Annotated in this window: 19 protein-coding genes and 1 pseudogene; 13 read left to right on the top strand and 7 right to left on the bottom strand. The window is 70.7% G+C overall.

Annotation, left to right across the window (positions count from 1 at the left end):
* Positions 1–23 precede the first annotated feature (23 nt).
* Positions 24–602: a carboxymuconolactone decarboxylase family protein gene (locus tag NJE57_RS04300; RefSeq protein WP_319027166.1), complete on the bottom strand. Its 579-nt coding sequence runs from the start codon at positions 600–602 to the stop codon at positions 24–26.
* Positions 603–607: 5 nt separating this feature from the next.
* Positions 608–2,062, bottom strand: coding sequence for an acetate metabolism transcriptional regulator RamB (ramB, locus tag NJE57_RS04295; RefSeq protein ID WP_319027165.1), 1,455 nt, complete (start codon positions 2,060–2,062; stop codon positions 608–610).
* Positions 2,063–2,255: 193 nt separating this feature from the next.
* On the opposite strand from ramB, the gene aceA reads away from it, so the two are divergent.
* The 9 genes from aceA to NJE57_RS04250 all read left to right on the top strand — a co-directional run bounded on the left by aceA (position 2,256) and on the right by NJE57_RS04250 (position 11,700).
* Positions 2,256–3,545: an isocitrate lyase gene (gene aceA, locus NJE57_RS04290; protein ID WP_319027164.1), complete on the top strand. Its 1,290-nt coding sequence runs from the start codon at positions 2,256–2,258 to the stop codon at positions 3,543–3,545.
* A 160-nt stretch (positions 3,546–3,705) separates the two neighbouring features.
* Complete coding sequence (locus NJE57_RS04285) at positions 3,706–4,626, top strand: 3-hydroxybutyryl-CoA dehydrogenase (RefSeq protein ID WP_319027163.1); 921 nt, start codon at positions 3,706–3,708, stop codon at positions 4,624–4,626.
* Between the two features lie 92 nt (positions 4,627–4,718).
* Entirely contained in the window at positions 4,719–6,968 is a 2,250-nt protein-coding gene (gene metE / locus NJE57_RS04280; RefSeq protein WP_319027523.1) for a 5-methyltetrahydropteroyltriglutamate--homocysteine S-methyltransferase, read from the top strand.
* Between the two features lie 77 nt (positions 6,969–7,045).
* The gene (locus NJE57_RS04275) at positions 7,046–7,354 is read left to right on the top strand and encodes a hypothetical protein (protein WP_319027162.1); all 309 of its coding nucleotides are present in this window, start codon (positions 7,046–7,048) and stop codon (positions 7,352–7,354) included.
* 11 nt (positions 7,355–7,365) lie between these two features.
* Complete coding sequence (locus NJE57_RS04270) at positions 7,366–8,652, top strand: DUF445 domain-containing protein (RefSeq protein ID WP_413464365.1); 1,287 nt, start codon at positions 7,366–7,368, stop codon at positions 8,650–8,652.
* A gap of 177 nt (positions 8,653–8,829) precedes the next feature.
* Positions 8,830–9,351 carry a helix-turn-helix transcriptional regulator gene (locus tag NJE57_RS04265; protein WP_319027160.1) on the top strand — a complete coding sequence of 174 codons (522 nt, stop codon included), beginning with the start codon at positions 8,830–8,832 and terminating at the stop codon, positions 9,349–9,351.
* Positions 9,352–9,429: 78 nt separating this feature from the next.
* Complete coding sequence (locus NJE57_RS04260; protein WP_319027159.1) at positions 9,430–10,557, top strand: hypothetical protein; 1,128 nt, start codon at positions 9,430–9,432, stop codon at positions 10,555–10,557.
* A 154-nt stretch (positions 10,558–10,711) separates the two neighbouring features.
* On the top strand, positions 10,712–10,993 hold the full coding sequence (locus NJE57_RS04255) for a DUF2516 family protein (protein ID WP_319027157.1): 282 nt from the start codon (positions 10,712–10,714) through the stop codon (positions 10,991–10,993).
* Entirely contained in the window at positions 10,990–11,700 is a 711-nt protein-coding gene (locus tag NJE57_RS04250; protein ID WP_319027156.1) for a MerR family transcriptional regulator, read from the top strand. The genes NJE57_RS04255 and NJE57_RS04250 overlap by 4 nt, the downstream gene beginning before the upstream one ends.
* A gap of 24 nt (positions 11,701–11,724) precedes the next feature.
* Here NJE57_RS04250 and purU read toward each other — a convergent pair whose 3' ends face one another.
* A complete protein-coding gene (gene purU, locus NJE57_RS04245) occupies positions 11,725–12,591 on the bottom strand; it encodes a formyltetrahydrofolate deformylase (protein ID WP_319027154.1) in 867 nt (288 codons plus the stop codon).
* A gap of 54 nt (positions 12,592–12,645) precedes the next feature.
* On the opposite strand from purU, the gene deoC reads away from it, so the two are divergent.
* Complete coding sequence (gene deoC, locus NJE57_RS04240; RefSeq protein WP_319027152.1) at positions 12,646–13,383, top strand: deoxyribose-phosphate aldolase; 738 nt, start codon at positions 12,646–12,648, stop codon at positions 13,381–13,383.
* A gap of 29 nt (positions 13,384–13,412) precedes the next feature.
* On the opposite strand, the gene NJE57_RS04235 is transcribed toward deoC, so the two are convergent.
* The 4 genes from NJE57_RS04235 to NJE57_RS04220 are packed head-to-tail and all read right to left on the bottom strand — an operon-like array spanning position 13,413 to position 16,383.
* A complete protein-coding gene (locus NJE57_RS04235) occupies positions 13,413–14,363 on the bottom strand; it encodes an NADP-dependent oxidoreductase (RefSeq protein WP_319027150.1) in 951 nt (316 codons plus the stop codon).
* Positions 14,364–14,407: 44 nt separating this feature from the next.
* Complete coding sequence (locus NJE57_RS04230; RefSeq protein ID WP_319027149.1) at positions 14,408–14,929, bottom strand: metallophosphoesterase; 522 nt, start codon at positions 14,927–14,929, stop codon at positions 14,408–14,410.
* A gap of 35 nt (positions 14,930–14,964) precedes the next feature.
* The gene (locus NJE57_RS04225) at positions 14,965–15,825 is read right to left on the bottom strand and encodes a DUF2993 domain-containing protein (RefSeq protein WP_319027147.1); all 861 of its coding nucleotides are present in this window, start codon (positions 15,823–15,825) and stop codon (positions 14,965–14,967) included.
* A 57-nt stretch (positions 15,826–15,882) separates the two neighbouring features.
* Complete coding sequence (locus NJE57_RS04220) at positions 15,883–16,383, bottom strand: DUF2505 domain-containing protein (RefSeq protein WP_319027145.1); 501 nt, start codon at positions 16,381–16,383, stop codon at positions 15,883–15,885.
* A gap of 144 nt (positions 16,384–16,527) precedes the next feature.
* Here NJE57_RS04220 and NJE57_RS04215 point away from each other — a divergent pair, with 144 nt between their 5' ends.
* From NJE57_RS04215 to NJE57_RS19985, 3 genes and pseudogenes are all read left to right on the top strand, one after another.
* On the top strand, positions 16,528–17,661 hold the full coding sequence (locus NJE57_RS04215; protein WP_413464364.1) for a UDP-N-acetylmuramate dehydrogenase: 1,134 nt from the start codon (positions 16,528–16,530) through the stop codon (positions 17,659–17,661).
* A gap of 200 nt (positions 17,662–17,861) precedes the next feature.
* On the top strand, positions 17,862–18,941 hold the full coding sequence (yidC, locus tag NJE57_RS04210) for a membrane protein insertase YidC (RefSeq protein ID WP_319027141.1): 1,080 nt from the start codon (positions 17,862–17,864) through the stop codon (positions 18,939–18,941).
* A 397-nt stretch (positions 18,942–19,338) separates the two neighbouring features.
* Positions 19,339–19,887 (top strand): annotated as a pseudogene (locus tag NJE57_RS19985) (ATP-binding cassette domain-containing protein); the annotation flags it as partial.
* Between the last annotated feature and the right edge of the window lie 139 nt (positions 19,888–20,026).

Genomic DNA, 20,026 nt, shown 5'->3' with positions numbered 1-20,026 from the left:
ATGGGCGGGGTGGCGCCGGGGGCTCAGCGGGGGCGGTCGGGTTGGATCCGCAGGGCGCGCAGGGAGGTGGCCAGACCGTCGTACTGGGCCACCAACTGCACGAGGCCCACGAGCTCCGACTCGTCCAGGTGGGCTGCCAACGCGGCCCACGTGTCGTCGGCGATGTCCTTGGTCCGCACCAGCTCGTCGACGGCGGTCAACACCGCGCGCAGCCGATCCGTCCAGTCGGCGGCGGCGGGGTCGGCGAGGGTCCGGGCGATCTCGTCGTCGTCCAGTCCCACCCGGGCGCCGATCCGCTCGTGGTGCGCCCGCTCGTACACGCTGCCCCGCAGGTGGGCCACGCGCAGGATCACCAGCTCCGTGGTCCGGCGGTCGAGGACGCCGAACGGCATCATCATCCCGGAGTAGGCCAGCCACGCCGGGAACAGTCGGCGGGCGTGGCCGAGGGTGGCGAACAGGTGGACGTCGCGGCTGCCGGTGACGCGGGCGCCGAGGCGGTTGACGGCCCACCCCACCGGTCCGAGCTCACGGAACCCGCCGGGACGGATGCGGGGCCGGGCAGGCTCCCGGGGATCGCTGTCATTGCTGCGCGGCTGGCTCATGGCCGTCAGGGTAGGACAGGGGAGCCGGCCGGGGCACCGGGATCGTCGAGCAGGTAGGGCGAGAGCGCCGACCGGTGGGCGTCCACCTTGAGTTCCCGGTTCAGCGGCGGGAAGGCGCGCTGGGGACAGGCCGGACGCTCGCACATACGGCAACCGGCCCCGATCTTGGTGGCGGCGTCGGAGTCGGCGAGGTCCAGCCCCTGCGCGTACACGGTGCGGTGGGCGTGGCGGGCCTCGCAGCCCAGTCCGATCGCGAAGGTCTTGCGGGGTTGCCCGAACCTCATGGGCCGCGTGGTGACGGTCCGCGAGACCCACAGGTGCAGGCGGCCGTCGGGCATTTCCGCGACCTGACGCATGATCTTCCCGGGGAAGGAGAACGTCTCGTAGACGTTCCACAGCGGGCAGGTCCCGCCCGAGGTGGTGAAGTGGACACCGGACGCCGACTGCCGCTTGGACATGTTCCCCGCGCGGTCCACGCGCACGAAACTGAAGGGCACCCCGGAGGCGCCCGGTCGCTGCAGCGTGGACAGGCGGTGGCACACGGTCTCGTAGCCGGTCGCGTAGAACGTCATCAGCCGCTCGATGTCGTATCGGAAGTCCTCGGCGGTGTCGAGGAAGCGCTGATAGGGCATCAGCACGGCGGCGGCGAAGTAGTTGGCCAGCCCGCGCTGGGCCAGGGCGCTGGCGGCGGGGGAGCTGAAGGCGCCGTCGTCGACGAGCTGGTCGAGCAGCTCGCGGTGCTCGAGGAAGGCCAGTTCCGAGGCCACCCGGAAGGCCTGCTGGCCGCCGGTCAGGTGCGCCGACAGATCCAGCCGACGGTCCTGTGCGGAGAAGCGGTGCCACAGACCGTCGGGCAGGTCCACCCGGCGGACCACGCGGACGCCGTGGACCTCGGCGAGCCGGTTCTCGAGCTCGGCCCGGACGTCGCCGCGGTTCATGCGGATGCGGGTGGTCAGCTCCTCGGCCGCGGTGTCCAGCGAGTCGATGTAGTTCTGGCGCTGATAGAAGTAGTCGCGCACCTCCTCGTGCGGCATGGCCAACGCGGAGTGGTCCACCTCGTCGGACAGCGCGTTTCGGCCCTCGGTGAGCGCCGCGAGCAGATCCGCGGAGTTGCGGTAGCGCTGGTTCAACACCGCGAACGCCCGGGACATCGCGGGGTGGGCACGGACCAGGTCGATCACGTCCCCCGCGGGGATCCCGGCGGAGACCTGGGGATCGGACAGGGCCTCGGTGAGCTCCGCGATGAGACGGGTGTCGGCGTCGGAGGCGAAGAAGGTCGAGTCGACCCCGTACTCCTCCGACAGGCGCGTCAGGACGCGGGAGGTGACCGGGCGGGCGTCCTTCTCCAGCTGGTTGAGATAGCTGGACGAGAGCCCCAGCGTTTCGGCGAAGGCGGCCTGGGTGAGTCCGTGCTCCTCGCGGAGGCGACGTAGGCGAGCGCCCATATGGGTGGCGGTCATGAATGGCTCCGGGTGGTCGGTGGCGTGCCGCACATTCTTCGCAAACTTTGCAAGCAAAGCAAGGAAACTCGCGATATTCGCAGAACTCCCAGGTAGACGAGGTGCAACAGGTGTGGCATCCTTGGCGAGTACAGGACGCCGTGCTCGCAATTGTGCGAAGCCGGGTCCGCCCCCGAGACAGAAAAGAGTCGCGATGTCGAACGTCGGCAAGGCACGTACCGCTGCAGAGATCCAGCAGGACTGGGACACCAACCCCCGCTGGAAGGGCATCACCCGCAACTACACCGCCGAGCAGGTCGCGGAGCTGCAGGGCACCGTCGTCGAGGAGCACACCCTCGCCCGTCGTGGCGCGGAGATCCTCTGGGACAAGGTCAACAACAAGGACTTCGTCAACTCCCTCGGTGCCCTGACCGGCAACCAGGCCGTGCAGCAGATCCGCGCCGGCCTCGAGGCCGTGTACCTCTCCGGCTGGCAGGTCGCCGGCGACGCCAACCTCTCGGGCCACACCTACCCGGACCAGTCGCTGTACCCGGCCAACTCGGTCCCGACCGTCGTGCGCCGCATCAACAACGCGCTGCTGCGCGCCGACGAGATCGCCCGCATCGAGGGCGACACCTCGGTGGAGAACTGGCTCGCCCCGATCGTCGCGGACGCCGAGGCCGGTTTCGGTGGCGCCCTCAACGCGTACGAGCTGCAGAAGGCCATGATCGCCGCCGGCGCCGCCGGTGTGCACTGGGAGGACCAGCTGGCCTCGGAGAAGAAGTGCGGCCACCTCGGTGGCAAGGTGCTGATCCCCACCAACCAGCACATCCGCACCCTGACCTCGGCCCGTCTCGCCTCGGACGTCGCCAACGTGCCGTCCGTCATCATCGCGCGCACCGACGCCGAGGCCGCCACGCTCATCACCTCCGATGTGGACGAGCGTGACCGCCCGTTCATCACCGGCGAGCGCACCGCCGAGGGCTTCTACAACGTCAAGAACGGCATCGAGCCGTGCATCGAGCGCGCGAAGGCCTACGCCCCGTTCGCCGACATGATCTGGATGGAGACCGGCACGCCGGATCTCGAGTACGCCAAGAAGTTCGCCGAGTCCGTCAAGGCCGAGTACCCGGACCAGCTCCTGGCCTACAACTGCTCGCCCTCCTTCAACTGGAAGGCGAACCTGGACGACGAGACCATCGCCAAGTTCCAGAAGGAGCTCGGCGCGATGGGCTTCAAGTTCCAGTTCATCACCCTGGCCGGCTTCCACTCGCTCAACTACGGCATGTTCGACCTGGCCTACGGCTACGCCCGCAACCAGATGTCGGCGTTCGTCGAGCTGCAGCAGCGCGAGTTCAAGGCCGCCGAGGAGCGTGGCTTCACCGCCGTCAAGCACCAGCGCGAGGTCGGCGCCGGTTACTTCGACCGCATCGCCACCACGGTCGACCCCAACACGTCCACCGCGGCGCTGAAGGGCTCGACCGAAGAGGGGCAGTTCCACTGAACCGCTGATCGACCGGGTAGAAGGTCGAGCAGTACGACGTGAACACACCGGGGGCCGCGGCCGTCTCCTCGAGGCGGCCCCGGCCCCCGCGCGTGTCCCACGCACACCCCGGGCCCGGAGCCCGGGCCGGTCCCCCGGTTCGAAGAAGGACGTGTCGACGATGCCCCCCACCCGCGAGGTAACGCCGGATCCGGGGGCGATCACCCGAGTGGGTGTCGTCGGCGCCGGTCAGATGGGGGCCGGGATCGCCGAGGTCTGCGCCCGCGCCCACGTGGACGTGTTGGTGTGGGAGTCCTGCCGGGAGCTCACCGCCGCGGGTCGGTCCCGCATCCTCACCTCGCTGGACCGGGGCGTCTCCTCCGGGAAGATCACCCGGCGCGAACGCGAGCAGGCCGCGCTGCGCCTGCGGTTCACCACCGACCTCGGTGACTTCGCCGACCGGCAGCTCGTGATCGAGGCGATCGTCGAGGACGAGGCGGCCAAGACAGCCGTGTTCCGGGAGCTCGACGAGGTGGTCACCGATCCGGAGGCCGTGCTGGCCTCCAACACCTCCTCCATCCCGATCATGAAGCTCGGCACGTGCACCGCGCTGCCCCGGCGCGTGATCGGCATGCACTTCTTCAACCCCGTCCCCGTGCTCCCGCTGGTCGAGCTGGTGAGCACCCTCGAGACGGGGGAGGCCGTCCGCGAGCGGGCGCAGCGGTTCGCCGAGCAGGTCCTGGGCAAACAGGTGGTGCACTCCGCCGATCGTTCGGGGGCGGTGGTCAACGCACTGCTCGTGCCCTACCTGCTTTCGGCCGTGCGGATGGCGGAGTCCGGCTTCGCCACACCGGAGGACATCGACAAGGCCATGGTGCTGGGCTGCGCCCACCCGATGGGGCCGCTGTCGCTGGCGGACCTCGTGGGCCTGGACACGATCAAGGCGATCGCCGACTCGATGTACACCGAGTTCCGGGAGCCGCTCTACGCTCCGCCGCCGTTGCTGCTGCGGATGGTCGAGGCCGGGAGGCTGGGCAAGAAGAGCGGCCACGGCTTCTACCGCTACGACGTCCCCCGCGCGACGACCCGTCCCGCGCGCTGATCGACGTGGACACGCAGGATCCCGTGTCCCGCCGCGAGCCGGGGCCGGCCCGACCCGAGCGTTCGCACCTCGCGCGCAGCCGCGCGTCCAGCGTGCTGGGGTATCCGCGGATCGGCCCGCGCCGCGAGCTCAAGCGCGCGCTCGAGCGGTACTGGCACGGGGACGGCACCCGGGCCGAACTGCTGGCCGTGGGCCGCCGGATCCGGGAGTCGACCTGGGACGATCTGCGCGCCAGGGGCATCACGCAGATCCCGGGCAACACCTTCTCCTTCTATGACCACATCCTCGACGACGCCGTGCTGATGGGCGCGGTCCCGCACCGCTTCGGCGACCTGGTCGGCGACCTGTCCCCGGTGGACACCCAGTTCGCGTTGGCCCGGGGTCGCGCGGACCTGGCGCCGCTGGAGCTGGTCGCGTTGCAGGGGACCCCGTACCACTACCGTCAGCCGGAGTTCGAGGACTCCTCGGTGCTCGGCCTGCGCCCCCGGGAGTTGCTGGCGGAGGTCGCCCGCGCCCACGAGTTGGGGATCGATATCCGGCCCGTGGTCACCGGCCCGCTGTCGTTGCTCCTGCTGAGCAAGCCCGCCCCGACCGCCGGCCCCGGCTTCCGGCCGATCTCACTGCTCGACCGGCTGCTCGAGCAGTACGAGGCGCTGCTGGGCTCGCTGGCTGAGGCGGGCGTGACCTGCGTGCAGTTCGACGAGCCGTGTATGACCATGGAACGTACGTCGTTCGAGATCGGTCGGCTGCGCCACGCCTACGATCGGCTCTCGGCGGTCGGCACCCGTCCACGGATCCTGGTGACGGGGCAGTACGGAGACCTGGGCGGGGCACTGCCGGCCCTCGCGGCCACGGGCATCGAGGCGATCGGGCTGGATCTGGTGCACGGGTACCGGCCCGCCGCCGAGCTCGCGGCCGTGCCCGGGTTGGCCGGCAAGCGGCTCTACGCCGGGGTGGTGGACGGACTGAACGTCTGGCGCACGGACAAGTTCGCGGTGCTGGACTACCTCCGGGAACTCAAGACCACGTTCGGTGACCTGGTGGTGTCGACGTCCTGCACGTTGCTCCACGTCCCCTACGACGTCGCGGCCGAGCCGGGACTGCCGGCGGAGCTCGAGGACTCGCTGGCGTTCGCGGAGCAGAAGGTCGCGGAGGTGGTGTCGCTGGCCGAGGCGCTGGTCGACGGCCCCACGCCGCGCTGGCGACCGTTGCCGGTCCTTCCCAGTGCGCGCCGGGAGGACGTCCGCGCGAGGACCGCGCGGGTGGACGACGACGACGAGGTCCGCCTCCCCTATGCGCAGCGGGCCCCCCTGCAGGCGGAGCGGCTGGGTCTGCCGGTCCTTCCCACGGCGACCCTCGGCTCGTTCCCCCAGACGGTGCAGATCCGGCGGGCACGCCGGGACCTGGCGGACGGCCGGATCGACTACGAACGCTACTGCGAGTACCTGCGGCAGGAGATCGCCTCGCTGATCCGGCTGCAGGAGGACATCGGACTGGACGTGCTGGTGCACGGTGAGGTCGAGCGCAACGACATGGTGCAGTACTTCGCGGAACTGCTCGACGGGTTCGCGGCGACCCGGCACGGCTGGGTGCAGTCCTACGGGTCCCGGTGCGTGCGCCCCCCGATCCTCTACGGCGACGTGGCCCGGCCCGCACCGATGACGGTGGAGTGGACGGGATACGCGCAGACACTGACCGAGCGGCCGGTCAAGGGGATGGTGACGGGGCCGGTGACGATGCTCGCGCGGTCGTTCTGCCGGACCGACCTCGCGCTGCCCGAGGTGGCCACCCAGCTGGCCCTGGTGATCCGGGACGAGGTGGCGGACCTGGAGCGCGCGGGGGTCGCGATCGTGCAGATCGACGAGCCTGCCATCCGTGAGCTGCTGCCCCGTCGCGGTGCGGACCGGCGCGCCTACCTCGAGTGGTCGGTCGCCACGTTCCGCCTGGCCTCGGCGGGGGCCCGGCCGGACACCCAGATCCACACCCACCTGGGCTACTCCTCGCTGCGGGAGATGAAGGAGGCGATCGAGCGGCTCGACGCGGACGTGACCGCGATCGTCGCGACCCGGTCCATCGAGTGGGTCCTGGACGCCCTCACCGACCACACCCTCACCCGACAGGTGGCACCGGGCGTGTACGAGTCTCGATCCGGCTTCGTCCCGGACATCGACCTGCTCCACGAGAGGCTGCTCAAGGGGGTCGCGGCGGTGGGGGTCGACCGGCTCTGGGCCGTGCCGGACGGTGGGCTCAAGACCCGATACACGTGGCAGTTGGAGCCGAGCCTGCGCAACCTGGTCACCGCGGCGCGACGAATCCGCCGGGCGGTTGCCCGCGAGAGGTGAGGTTCCAATAGGATCAGGGCAAGGACATCCCGGACCGTGGGCCCGGGATCGGTAGTAGACGGAAGAGGACTTTCATCATGGCCGGTCAGACCCTCGAGCACACTGGTGCCGCCATCGTCGAGGAGTACTACCCGGAGTACGCGAGCGACGCGGCGCCGATCTACCCCCTGTACGCCACCGAGATCTACGCGGGCTCGGCCATCATGCTGCTGTCCATGAGCATGCTGGGCCTGCCCATCACGGCCCTCGGCTACTACATGGACGACATGGGCGTCTCCCTCGGCCTGGTCGTGGCGGCGGTCGTGGCCACCACCGTCGTCTTTGTCCTGGGTCTCGCGGTGTGCATGGTCGGTTTCCGTAAGTACGGTCGCGAGGACGCACACTGACACTCGACCCGATCACGGCGGTGGGCGGCCCCGCGTTCCGGGCGGGGGACCCCGAGACCGACGCGGAGCGCAGGTCCGCCCTGCGCCGCATGAAGCTGGTCGCGACCGGATTCCTGGTCGTCGCCGGCATCGTCTTCCTGTTCGCCGAGTACTCGCTGGCCAACGGGGCCGGAGCATGGGCGGGGTACGTCCGGGCCGCGTCCGAGGCCGGGATGATCGGCGGGCTGGCCGACTGGTTCGCCGTCACCGCCCTCTTCCGTCACCCGCTCGGGATCCCGATCCCGCACACCGCCCTCATCCGTAAGAAGAAGGACCAGCTGGGGACCTCGCTGGGCGGTTTCGTCGGCGAGAACTTCCTCGATCCCGCGATGGTGAGCGAGAAGGTCCGCAGCGCCCGGATCCCCGAGCGGGCCGGGGAGTGGTTGGCCGAGGACGAGCACCGTGAGATGGCCTCGGACCAGGCCGCCAAGGCCATCCGGTCGGTGCTGGCGGTACTGCGCGACGAGGACGCCGTCGCGATCATCGAACGCACCATCGTCGCGCGGATCGCCGAGCCGCAGTGGGGACCGCCGGCCGGCCGTATCCTCGCCGAACTGCTGGACGAGGGGCGTCACCTGCCCCTGCTCGACCTCATGGCCGACCGCACCCACGAGTGGGTCGAGGCGAACCCGGAGACCATCGACCGCTGGGTCCGCGAGAAGGCCCCCACGTGGGCCCCGCAGTTCGTCAACGAGCTGCTGTCGGAGCGTGCCTACCGGGAACTGCGGGAGTGGACCTGGCAGATCAAGGTGGACAAGCAGCACGCGGTGCGCCTGGCGCTCATCGGGTTCGCCGAGGACTTCGCACGGGACCTCCAGCAGGACCCGTCGACCATGGCCAAGCTGGAGACGTTCAAGCACGAGGTCATGAACCGCGACGAGGTCCGCCGGGCCGCCGGGTCGGCGTGGACGGCCGCCAAGCGGATGATCGTCGAGGCGACGGAGGACTCGTCGTCGACACTCCGCCTCAAGATCGACGACCTGCTGGAGCGTCTGTCCGAGATGCTGACCGGCGACGAGAAGGTCCGCGCCAGGCTCGACGACTACATGACCCGCACCGCCGCGTACGTGGCCGAGAACTACGCGGGGGAGGTCACCTCGATCATCGCGGAGACGGTCGAGCGGTGGGACGCGGACGAGGCCTCGGACAAGATAGAACTGCTCGCGGGCAAGGACCTGCAGTTCATCCGCATCAACGGCACGGTCGTCGGCGCGCTGGTGGGGCTCGTCATCCACCAGTTCACGCTGCTCGTCTTCTGACGCTCACCCGACGCGCTTCGGGCCCTTCCCCGACCTCACCGTCCCGCCGGGCGGCTCCCGGGGGTCTGTGATCCATCACACCGCTTCCGGCCCGCCGTACCGCTTGCTGTAGCTAGCACTCGTTGCTAGCGTTGTCTGTAGACGACGTGAGACGGACGGCGAGAGGAGGTGGACTCCATGGCCGACAGACGTGGCCGTGAGAGCGGTCGTACGACAGAGTCCACCTCCGCGCCTGTGGCCGAACCGACGGGTGAGGTCCGCGCACGCGGGGCCAAGCCGACAGGTGAGGTCCCGCGCCAGAGCGAGGTCACCCATCAGGGCGACCACGACAAGCGTTCGTCCGAGTCGCAGGACATCGGGTCGTTCATCCGCTCCCAGCGGGAGGCGGCCGAGGTGTCCATCCGGCAGCTCGCCGAGCGTGCCGGCGTCTCGAATCCATATCTGAGTCAGATCGAGCGGGGGCTGCGCAAGCCGTCCGCAGAGGTCCTGGGTCAGATCGCACGAGGTCTGAGGTTGTCCGCCGAGGTGCTCTACGCCCGCGCCGGGATCCTCGAACTGAAACAGGGGAGCCCGGTGAGGGATGCGATCCTCACCGCCCCCGACCTCACCGAGCGTCAGAGGGAGGTGCTCGTGGAGATCTACGAGTCGTTTCGATCGAACAACGCGACCGCAGCCGAACAAGTCGTCGACGTGCGATGAGCCCGTCGGACGGCGGCCCTGTAGGGCCACGTGACACCCCACCCAGAACATCTGCATGACAACGAACAAGGAGTCGACATGACCGACAAGAAGCCCGCAGCCAAGAAGTCCCCGGCCAAGGCGGCCGCCAAGGCGCCGTCGAGGCCGCAGTCCGCCAAGAAGGTCTCGAGCTCGGCCAAGACCGCGCCGCGCAAGTCCGTGTCCAAGGACCCGGCCTTCGAGGGCCCGCTCGGACAGGCCCTGTCCGTCGTGCGTACCCCGGTCTACGCCTACGTGGGCGTCAACGACCTCGCAGTGCAGGCGGTGTCCGGTCTGGTCTCCGACCTGCGTCGTCGCGCCGAGGAAGCCGTCACCGACGCCCAGACCAAGGTGAACGAGCGCGTCTCGGACGTGCAGAACCGGGTCACGGAGCGCGTCACCGGCGTGCAGAACCGCGTCACCGAGGTCCCCGACCGCGTGCAGGCGCTGCCGTCCGAGGTCGAGGAGCTCGTCAACCGCTTCCGTCCCGATGAGCTCCGCAAGGTCGCCGACGCCTACGTCGAGGTCGCGGCGGGGATCTACGGTGGACTGGCCGCCCGTGGCGAGGACGTCGTGTCCCGCCTGCGCGAGGAGAACCCGCAGCTCGAGGCCGGGCTGGCCCGTGTCAACGAGCAGGTCGCCCGCGCCGCCGGTGCCGTCGACGAGCAGGTCGAGCTGGGCGAGGACGCCCTCGGCACCGTCGCCCGCCAGACCCGCTCGATCGGTGTGAAGGCCGCGGGACGCGTCTCCAAGTCCGCCCGTCAGGCCGCGGAGGAGGCCGGTGGCGCCGCCGACAAGGCCGCCGACCGGGTCGAGACTGCCGCCGACAAGGCCGCCGACCGCGTCGAGGACACCGCCTACGCCGTGTCGGACGAGGTCCAGAGCGGCGCCGGGAAGGTGGAGGCCCGCACGTCCTCGGCCAAGAAGGCCCCCGCGAAGAAGGCGCCCGCGAAGAAGGCTCCGGCCAAGAAGGCTCCCGCCAAGAGCACGGCGTCCAAGTCGACCCCGGCCGCCAAGTCCTCGTCGTCCTCGACGGGCACGTCCTCGGCTGACAAGTCGTCGTCGACCTCGACCGGCAAGCAGTCGTCGACCACGTCGACCACGTCGTCCTCGTCGTCGTCGAGCAAGCCGTCGTCCTCGACCTCCTCCTCGTCGACCGACAAGCCGGCATCCTCCGGCGACAAGTGAGTCGTCGCGGCTGAGGCCGCTGTGATCCCGCCCCCGGGCCGCTCTGCACGAGCGGCCCGGGGGCGGTTCTCGTCGTGGGCTCCGGCGCCGGCCCGAATCCACGCTGTGAACATCGATGTGAGGTGTGTCGGAGGCGCCGACTACACTGGGGCCCGTGATAGATGCATTGCCAGGTACCTGGGGCCTGATTCAGATGGCGGTTCAGGGAGCTCTCGTTCTGTGGGCACTGGTGGGTCTGGTGTTGGCCGTCCTGCCGCCCGCATCGGCGTACTCGATCGAGGGGAAATGGCCCAAGCCGGCCTGGATCGGCATCTGTGCGGGCGCCGCCCTCTTCTTCGCGATCCGGCCGTTCGGTCTGCTCGGGATCGTCGCGATGGTCGCCGTCGGGGTGTTCTTCGCAGACGTCAGGCCGGCTGTCGGCGGACGACGCAGGTGACCTCCGGGGGGTCCGCGCCGCTGCAGCGCATCGAGGAGCTGGCGGAGACCTCCGGCGCGACCGTCCGCAACATCCGCGTCTACCAGGAGCGCGGGCTGCTGCCGCCGCCCATCCGGCAGGGCCGCACCGCCTTCTACGGCCCAGACCACCGCGACCGGCTCCGTCTGATCCTGCGGTTGCTCGACCGGGGCTACACGTTCGCCACCATCGAGGAGCTGCTCATCGCGCAGCGGCACGGGTTCACGCTCGCGGAGCTGCTCGAGGTCGAGAGTGTGCGGGCCGAACGCAGGCCCGCGGGCGCCCGCCGGCGTCTGACCAGGTCGGAGGCCAAGGCGGTCGCCTCGTTCGACCTGTCCGAGGACCTTCTCGACGTGGGTGAGTCGATCGGCCTGGTCAGCGAACCGGGAGCGGCGGACCACTTCTTCTCCGACGTCTACATGCACGAGCTCTTCCGGCAGTTGATCGTCCTCGGCATCGACGAGGAGGGGGTCGACAAGATCGGCCGCCTGTTCATGGAGGGGCAGAGCACCGCGTCCGAAGCCGTGGACGTGCTGGTGGACATCCTGCGTGAGGCGGGGATGGAGCAGGCCCTCATCGAGAAGCGGATCCGGTCGATCCTGCACCGGGCCGGCGCCGCCGCGCGGCTGATCTTCCTGTCCGCCGCCGAGACCCGGCTCGTCGAGCGCCACGGGTTCTCCCGGGGCTGACCCGAGGCGGGGTGGGGTCCGGCCTCAGGTGAAGACGACGGTGCGGGCGTCGTGCACCAGGACACGGTCCTCGAGGTGCCACCGCAGACCCCGGGCCAAGACCAGCTTCTCCGCGTCGCGACCCTGTCGGACCATGTCCTTCACCGTCGCGGCATGGTCCACCCGGATCACGTCCTGCTCGATGATCGGTCCCTCGTCGAGGTCCGCGGTGACGTAGTGGCAGGTCGCCCCGATGAGCTTGACCCCGCGGACGTGCGCCTGGTGGTAGGGGCGGGCGCCCACGAAGCTGGGCAGGAAGCTGTGGTGGATGTTGATGGCGCGGCCTGTCCACCGGGTGCACAGCTCATCGGGCAGGACCTGCATGAAGCGGGCCAGGACGATCGCCTGCGGGTCGATGTCGTCGACGAGCGAGGCCAGCTCCTCGAAGGCCGGTCCCCGCTCGGCCGGATCCGTCGGGAACGGCACGTGGTGGAAGGGGATGCCGTGCGCCTCGGTCATTCCGCGCAGGGTGTCGTGGTTGCCGATCACCGCGCGGATGCGGGCGGGGTAGTCGCCACTGTCCACCCGGCCCATGAGGTCGTGCAGGCAGTGGCCCTCCTTGGAGACCAGGACGACGACGTCCTTGGGTTCTCCGGAGTCGGCGATGTGCCAGTCCGTCTCCGGGCCCAGCTCGGCGGCCACCCGGGAGAAACGGCGGCGCAGTTCGTCGAGCTCCATGCCGATCGACCCGGCGTCCACGGACTGCCGGGTGAAGAACCAGCCCGAGTTCTCGTCCGCGTGGTAGGCCGCCTCCACGATGGTGCCTCCGAGTTCGGCGAGGAACGTGGCGATGCGGGCGACGATGCCGATGCGGTCGGGGCAACCCAGCGAGAGGACGAAGCGGCGTGACATGAACGGTCATTCTGCCAGCAGGGGGTGGCGGGCAGCCCCGCTAGGCTGGCCGTTATGGACGCCTCCCCGCAGAACGAACCCCGGAACGCCGCCCCGACCACGCCGCCGGACGGGCTGACCCGGGCCCGCGTCGCGGCGATGATCGACCACACCCTGCTCTCCCCGGACGCCTCCCGGGAGGACGTGCAGGCCTGTGTGGACGAGGCCCGGGACCTCGGGGTCAAGGCGGTGTGCGTGAGCCCGGCGATGCTCCCGGTGCGCGCCGAGGGCCTGACGGTGGCCACTGTGGCCGGCTTCCCGTCCGGCAAGCACCACGCGCTGGTCAAGGCCATGGAGGGGCGCCTCGCGGTGGACCAGGGCGCGCGCGAGGTCGACATGGTGATCGACGTGGGCGCGGCCATCGCCGGGTTGGTCGACGAGGTGATGGCGGACGTGCTGACGATGCGTGACGCTGTGCCGCCGCCCGTGGTGATCAAGGTGATCCTCGAGACCGCCGCCATCCACAAGGCGCTGGGTGAGGAGGCGGGGGACGAGCGGATCGAAGCACTGTGTCGCGCGGTCGCCCGAGCCGGCGCTGACTTCGTCAAGACCTCCACCGGCTTCCACCCCGCAGGGGGAGCCAGCGTGCGTGCAATCGCGGCAATGCACCGGGCAGTAGGCGGGCAGCTCGGCATCAAGGCCTCAGGTGGAATCCGCGACGCCGACACCGCCCGCGCCATGATCACCGCCGGCGCGACCCGTCTCGGATTGAGCGGCAGTCGCGCCGTGCTCGGGGGCTTCCCGGAGGCCTGAGCGGGCGGGGCCGGCCCGGCGTCGCCCGGTCAGTCGGTGGTGAGCACCATCTTCCCGGTGGTGCGGCCCGTCTCGCCGCGCCGGTGGGCCTCCGCCGCCTGCTCGAGCGGGAAGACCTCGGCGATGCTGGCCCGCAGCTCGCCCCGCTCCACCAACTCGGTGACGGCGACCAGGTCGTGGCGGGAGGCGTCCACCAGCATGCGGACCGCCCGGACGCCCAGTTCCTCGGCCTCGCGGAAGAAGTCGTCCGACCCCACCGGCAGGATCGACACCACGATCCCGCCGGTCCGCAGGGTGCGCAGGGAACGCGTGGACGTCTCGCCGCCGATGGTGTCCAGCACGGCGTCCACGTCGCGGACCGCCTCGGCGAAGTCCACCTCGCGGTAGTCGATCGGCTCGTCGACGCCGAGTTCCCGCAGGAAGTCATGCTTGCCGGCGCTGGCGGTGCCGATCACGTACGCCCCGCGGGCCTTGGCGATCTGGACGGCGACGTGCCCCACCCCTCCGGCGGCCGCGTGGATCAGCACCCGCTGCCCGGGCTGGATGTCGGCGTACTCCACGAGCGCCTGCCACGCGGTCAGCGACACCAGGGGCAGTGCGGCGGCCTGCACGTGGTCGAGCGAGGCGGGCTTGGGGGCGAACCAGGCCGCGGGCGCGGCCACGTAGTCGGCGTGGGCTCCGTGCCCGAACGGGTAGGACAGCATGCCGAACACCTCGTCGCCGGGGGCGAACCGCGCCACCCCGATGCCGACCGCCTCGACCACCCCGGACAGGTCCCAGCCCAACACGAACGGCGGCTGGCCGAGGAAGCCGCCGTTCTCGCGGTGCTTCCAGTCGGTGGGGTTGACGCTCGCGGCCCTGACGCGCACCAGGATCTCGTTGGTACGCGGCTCGGGGCGCGGGTGGTCGGCGACGACGAGGACGTCCGGCTCGCCGAGGGACTGCTGGGTGACGGCACGCATGGTGGCTTCTGTGGTCATACGCCCCAGGGTGGCAGAATCCGGCGCCCGCCGTCCGGCAGGAGCTAGCGGGTCCGCGGGAGCCGGTGCAGCTCGACGTCGCCGACCACGCCGTCCGCGACGGTGGCGGTCATGTACGTGCAGTGCGGCTGCCGGCGGCGATCGGTCGGGGACCCCGGGTTGAGCAGGCGCAGGCCACGATCTCCTGCACCCCGACCAGGCGCCGTGGTGTCCCACGGGATGTGCGAGTGGCCGAACACCAGGACGTCGGTCTCCGGGTAGGCCGCGGCCATGCGTCTGTCGCGCCCCGCCGACGCCCCGGTCTCGTGCACCACCGCCAGTCGCACGCCGTCGAGCGTCGCACGCGCCACCTCGGGCAGGCGCTCACGCAGCGTCGGACCGTCATTGTTGCCCCAGCACGCGATCAGGTGCTCTGATCGCTCCTCCATCGCGTCCAGCAGGTCGACGTCCATCCAGTCGCCCGCGTGGACCACCACGTCCGCGCGATCGACCTCGTCCCACACCAGGGAGGGCAGGTCACGGGCCCGTGTGGGCACGTGGGTGTCGGCGAGGAGCAACAGGCGCATGCCCCCAGTGTGCCGCGCGGCGCCGTGCCCGACGGCTACTCGGTCGCCTCCAGCACGACGTCCTGTCCGCGGAGGTCCACGACCATCCCGCCCGGGACCACCCGCACCCCGGTCAGCTCGACGCCCTCGGGGAGGTCGGCGAGAGCGGAGTCCATCATCGAGATGGTGCCGCCGAGCAGTTCGGACGGGAGCGGGAAGCCGAGGATCGTGGCCTGGGAGGGGTCCAACTCCAGGTTCCCGCCGGTCAGCCGGGGGGTCACCACCGCTTCGGCCAGGCCGCTGATGGAGACCCGGAGCGTGCCGGAGGCCGGGTCGGAGACGATCTCCTGTACCTGGATGAGGCCACCGAGCATCCCACTGGTGGACTCCTGCTGCGCCGCGGTGGACATGGCCTGGTCGGAGACGAAGGCGGTCCCGGTCAGCGAGTCCACGTAGGTGAGGTCACCCTCCGCGCGCACCCCGTCGGCTGAGATGTCGATGGCCGGGGCGGGACCGTTCGAGCCCTCCGCGGCGGTGCCGTCGGTGGTGATCCGCACGCTGCCCAGATCGCCGCCGAAGTACGTGAGGAGCACCGGCCGTGCGCCCAGCTCGACGGTGGCCGGGCTGCCGAGGGAGGCCGTGACCTCGTCCTGGATCCGGTTCTCGACCGCGTTGCGGGTGCCGAACTCCAGCCCCACCACGCCCGCCACCAGCCCGATCACCGCGATCGCGGCGACCAGGGCGATCAGCGGTCCGCGCCGCCGCCGGCCGGAGCGCGCCTGGTCCGGGTGTGCTGATCCCGGTCCTCCGGCGTCGCCGTAGCCGCCCGGAGCTGCGGCGAACTGCTGGGTCTCGGCATTCTGGACGCCGGGTCGGTCATGGGCGGGGAATCGCTGGGTGTCGTGCCGCGGGCTCATTGGACCGATTGTCGTCGATCCGGGCCCGAATCGCAGAACCCCAGGTCATCAGAGTGGTCAGCGCGCGGCGGTCCAGCGGTTGAGGTGCTGGGTCTCGGCGTCGAAGAACCGGGTGAGGTGGGTCACGACCAGCTTCTCCAGCTTGCCGCCGAGCAGTGGGACGGACACCTTGACCTGTCCCGTCGCGGACTCCACCACCACGCCGCCCTGGCTGACGGCCTCCGAGCCACCGTTGATCACGCCGAGTCCGCCGGCGGCCTCCGCGCGGGCGGAACTCGAGAACCGCTCGCCGTCGAAGTCGGCGTAGGTGGTGGTGCGCACGATGATCAACCGGCCGGGCAGGACCTTGCGGGCCACGTCCGGGATGTCCTCGTCCGGGATGTGCTGCGTGATGGTCACCGTGGTGGAGTCCGCAGTGTTCTCGAAGTGGTCGAGGGTGTCTTCGGGGCTGCCGATGGCGGCCATGCGGTCGTGCCAGAACGCCTCGTCGCCGTACGACGTGAACACGGTCTCGAGGTGGGCGTCGATGCGGGCCGAGTGGGAGAAGCGGGTCGCCATGGGATCAAACACTACAAGGGGGCGGTTACTCTCGGACGCGTGCTCTCGCCCTCCTCCGATCGCCGCGCCGCGGACCACTCGGCAGACCGCGCTGCAGTAGGTGCCGCTGACCGTATCGGCGACGTGATCCGCGGGCTGTCCGACGTGGCCGACCTCGTCGCCGTCCCCGACCCCAGCCTGGCCGACCTGACCACCCTGCGCATCGGCGGCCGGCCGCGCGCGCTGCTGGAGTGCCACACGGCCGAGGCGGTCGCTGCCGCCGTCGCCGCACTGGACGACGCCGGGGTGCCGGTGCTCGTGCTGGGCGGTGGGTCGAACCTGGTGGTGGCCGGCGGCGAGCTCGACCTGGTGGTGGTGGCCGTGCGCAACAGCGAGGTGGGGTACCGCCCTGAGGACGCACCGAGTCCGTCTCCGAGCCCGGGTCCGCGCGCGGGCGCAGGCGACGCGGCGGCCGGGGTGATCGTCCGCGCCGGTGCCGGACTGCCCTGGGACGACCTCGTCGCCGACACCGTCGCGCGCGGGTACGGCGGGCTCGAGTGCCTGTCCGGCATCCCCGGCTCGGTGGGCGCCACGCCGGTCCAGAACGTGGGCGCCTACGGGGTCGAGGTGGCCCAGGTGCTGCACCGCGTGCGCTGGTACGACCGCGCCACCGGCACCGACGAGTGGGTGGAGCCGGCCGCGCTCGGGCTGGCCTACCGCACCTCCGTGCTCAAGAATTCGTCAGCCGCGGTGGTCCTGGAGGTGGAGTTCCGCCTGGACGCCGCAGGTCGCAGCGAGCCGATCCGTTACGCCGAACTCGCCGGCCGGCTGGGTGTCGCGCCGGGGGAGCGGACCGACCCCGCCCTGGTGCGGCGCACGGTGTTGGAGCTGCGCCGCGGGAAGGGGATGGTGCTCGACGACGACGACGAGGACACCTGGAGCGCCGGGTCCTTCTTCACCAACCCGGTGATCAGCGAGGACGAACTCCCAGCCGTGCGGTCGCGGGTCGCGGACCGGCTGGGGGCCGAGCAGGCCGCGCAGATGCCCGCGTTCGCGGCGGCGGGAGGGGTCAAACTCTCCGCGGGCTGGCTGATCGAGCGGGCCGGGTTCGGCAAGGGGCACCCCTCGTCGTCGTCGCCCGCCCGCCTGTCCACCAAACACACGCTCGCGCTGACCAACAGGGGCCACGCCACCGCCGACGACGTGATCGCGCTGGCGCGCGAGGTGCGCGACGGCGTCCGGGAGGCGTTCGGCGTCCGGCTGCACCCCGAGCCGGTGTGGGTGGGCTGCAGCATCTGACCCCGGCGCCGCCGGCCCGCGGCGCAGCTGACCTCGCCTTTTCCGACCCCGAGCCCCACCGCTGCCGCTGACCCTGGCACGCTGGGGGACGGCCTTCTAGTCTTGACCCGCCCTGTACCGCCCCACTGTCTCGTCCCACACTGTCCCGCCCCACCCCGTGCGCCCGGCCCGGCGCCGCCGTCCTTCCTGGAGATTCGCCCGTGGACCTGTTCGCGTATCCGGTGTCGCTCGTCATGAAGTTCTGGCACTGGGTGCTGAGCTTCGTCGTGGACGGCAACTCGGGCCTCGCCTGGGTGGGGTCGGTGCTGCTGCTGGTGGTGACCGTGCGGCTGCTGCTCATGCGGTCGATGTACCGGCAGCAGTACTCGATGCGCAAGATGGCGCAGATCGCTCCCAAGATGAAGGAGCTGCAGAACAAGTACAAGGATCGCAAGTCCCCGGAGGACCGCCAGGAGCAGGCCAAGGAGATGCAGGCGCTGTACGCCGACGCCGGGGTCAATCCCGCCGCCGGGTGTCTGCCGCTGCTCGTGCAGATCCCGGTGTTCCTGGGCCTGTACTACGTGCTGCTGAACTTCTCGCCTCCCGGCAAGTCGATCGAGGAGGCCTCGACCATGACCAACGGGGCCTTCGACCCCGAGCAGGTCGCCTCCTTCCTCAACGCGGAGATCTTCGGTGTGCCGCTGGCCTCCTACATCCGCATGCCGCAGGAGGTCATGGACTCCCTGCACCCGGGGCTGGTGCGCGAGGACATCCTCATGCTGGCCGTGCCGCTGTTCGTGCTGGCCGGCATCGCCACCTTCATCAACATGTGGAACTCCTTCCGCCGGCAGAAGGCGGCCAAGGCGGCCGAGCAGGAGGCGATCGCGCAGGTCGACGCCGACGAGCGTGCCGGCGGGCCGGTGGTCGACGGTGAGGTGGTCGAGGTCGACGGCGAGAAGCCCGCCGCTCCCACCCCGGCGACTACCGACGACCCGGACGGCGACGTCGACGCCGACGGGAAGCCGATAGCCGCCAAGCCCGGCGACAAGCCGCAGGACTTCCAGTCGATGGCCGAGTCCATGACCGAGTCGATGAACCAGTCGATGAAGATCATGATGTACCTGTTCCCGTTCTTCCCGATCGTGGGCGCGTACTTCTTCAACTTCCCCATCGCGATCGGTCTCTACTGGCTCACCAACAACATCTGGACGGCGGTGCAGTCGCACTTCTTCATGGAGAAGCTGGAGAAGGAGCTGCCCATGTCCAGCCGCGAGGGCCTGCCCCCCAGCGCCTTCATGTAGCCCGCCCCGCCGGTTGGCGGACATCGCCCCTCGGTTGGCGGACATCTGGCGCGAATTCGGGGCCGCGGAGCAGCCATACCGTCCGCCAACGTGGCGCAGCTGTCCGCCAACCGCAGGGGGATCGGCGCAGCTGTCCGCCAACCGTGGACGCCGATGGGTGGACGCGTGTACCGTGCACATCGGAAGTCGGCAGGCGCACGGCGCGATCGCGGGGAGACCCACGGTCGCGAGGGGTGCCAGCCGAGACCACCGAGACGAGGAGACTTCAGGACAGTGCTCGACCCCAGGTGAGACCCGGCCGATCCGCCACCTCCCTGGAGCATGCATGTCTTCCCTCGTCCTGTCGGACGTCGCGTACGCGTTCCCCGACGACACCCCGCTCTTCACCGGGCTCGACCTCACCGTGGGACCCGGCCTCACCTCGTTGGTCGGCCGCAACGGCGCCGGCAAGAGCACACTGCTACGCCTGAGCGCCGGTGAGCTGACGCCCTCGCACGGCGCGATCAGCGTCGACGCCGAACCCGCCCGGCCGCCCTCCGTGGCCTACCTACCGCAGCAGCTCGCGGACGCCCCGGCAGCACGCACCCTCGCCGACGAGCTCGGGGTCGGCTCACGCCTGGCGGCGATCGAGCGGATCGAGGAGGGACGGGGCAGGGACGACGACTTCGCCACGATCGGCGACGACTGGTCCGTGGCCGGGCGGTCGGTCGCGCTGCTCGCCGAACTCGGACTGCCCACCGATCTGGGGCGGCCGCTCGGGGCGCTGTCCGGCGGGGAACGCACGCTCGCCGCGCTGGCGGGCCGTCTCCTCTCGGGGCCACGGGTGCTGCTGCTCGACGAGCCGACCAACAACCTGGACCGGCGGGCACGGGCGAGGCTGTTCGACGCGCTCGACCGGTTCACCGCCGGACGGGATCGCCTCGCGCTGGTGGTGAGCCACGACCTGGAGCTTCTCGAGCGGGTCGACGCCACGGTGGAGCTGCGCGCCGGGCGGTGCCGGGTGTTCGGGGGACCGTACTCGCACTATCGCGAGGTGGTCGACGCGGAGCAGGCGGCAGCACTGCAGTCGCTGACGGGCGCCCGCA

The sequence above is a fragment of the Dietzia sp. PP-33 genome, assembly GCF_033790845.1.
GTDB lineage: Bacteria > Actinomycetota > Actinomycetes > Mycobacteriales > Mycobacteriaceae > Dietzia.
The sequence above is the reverse complement of the archived record's forward strand: the minus strand, read 5'-3'. Positions and strand labels throughout refer to the sequence as shown.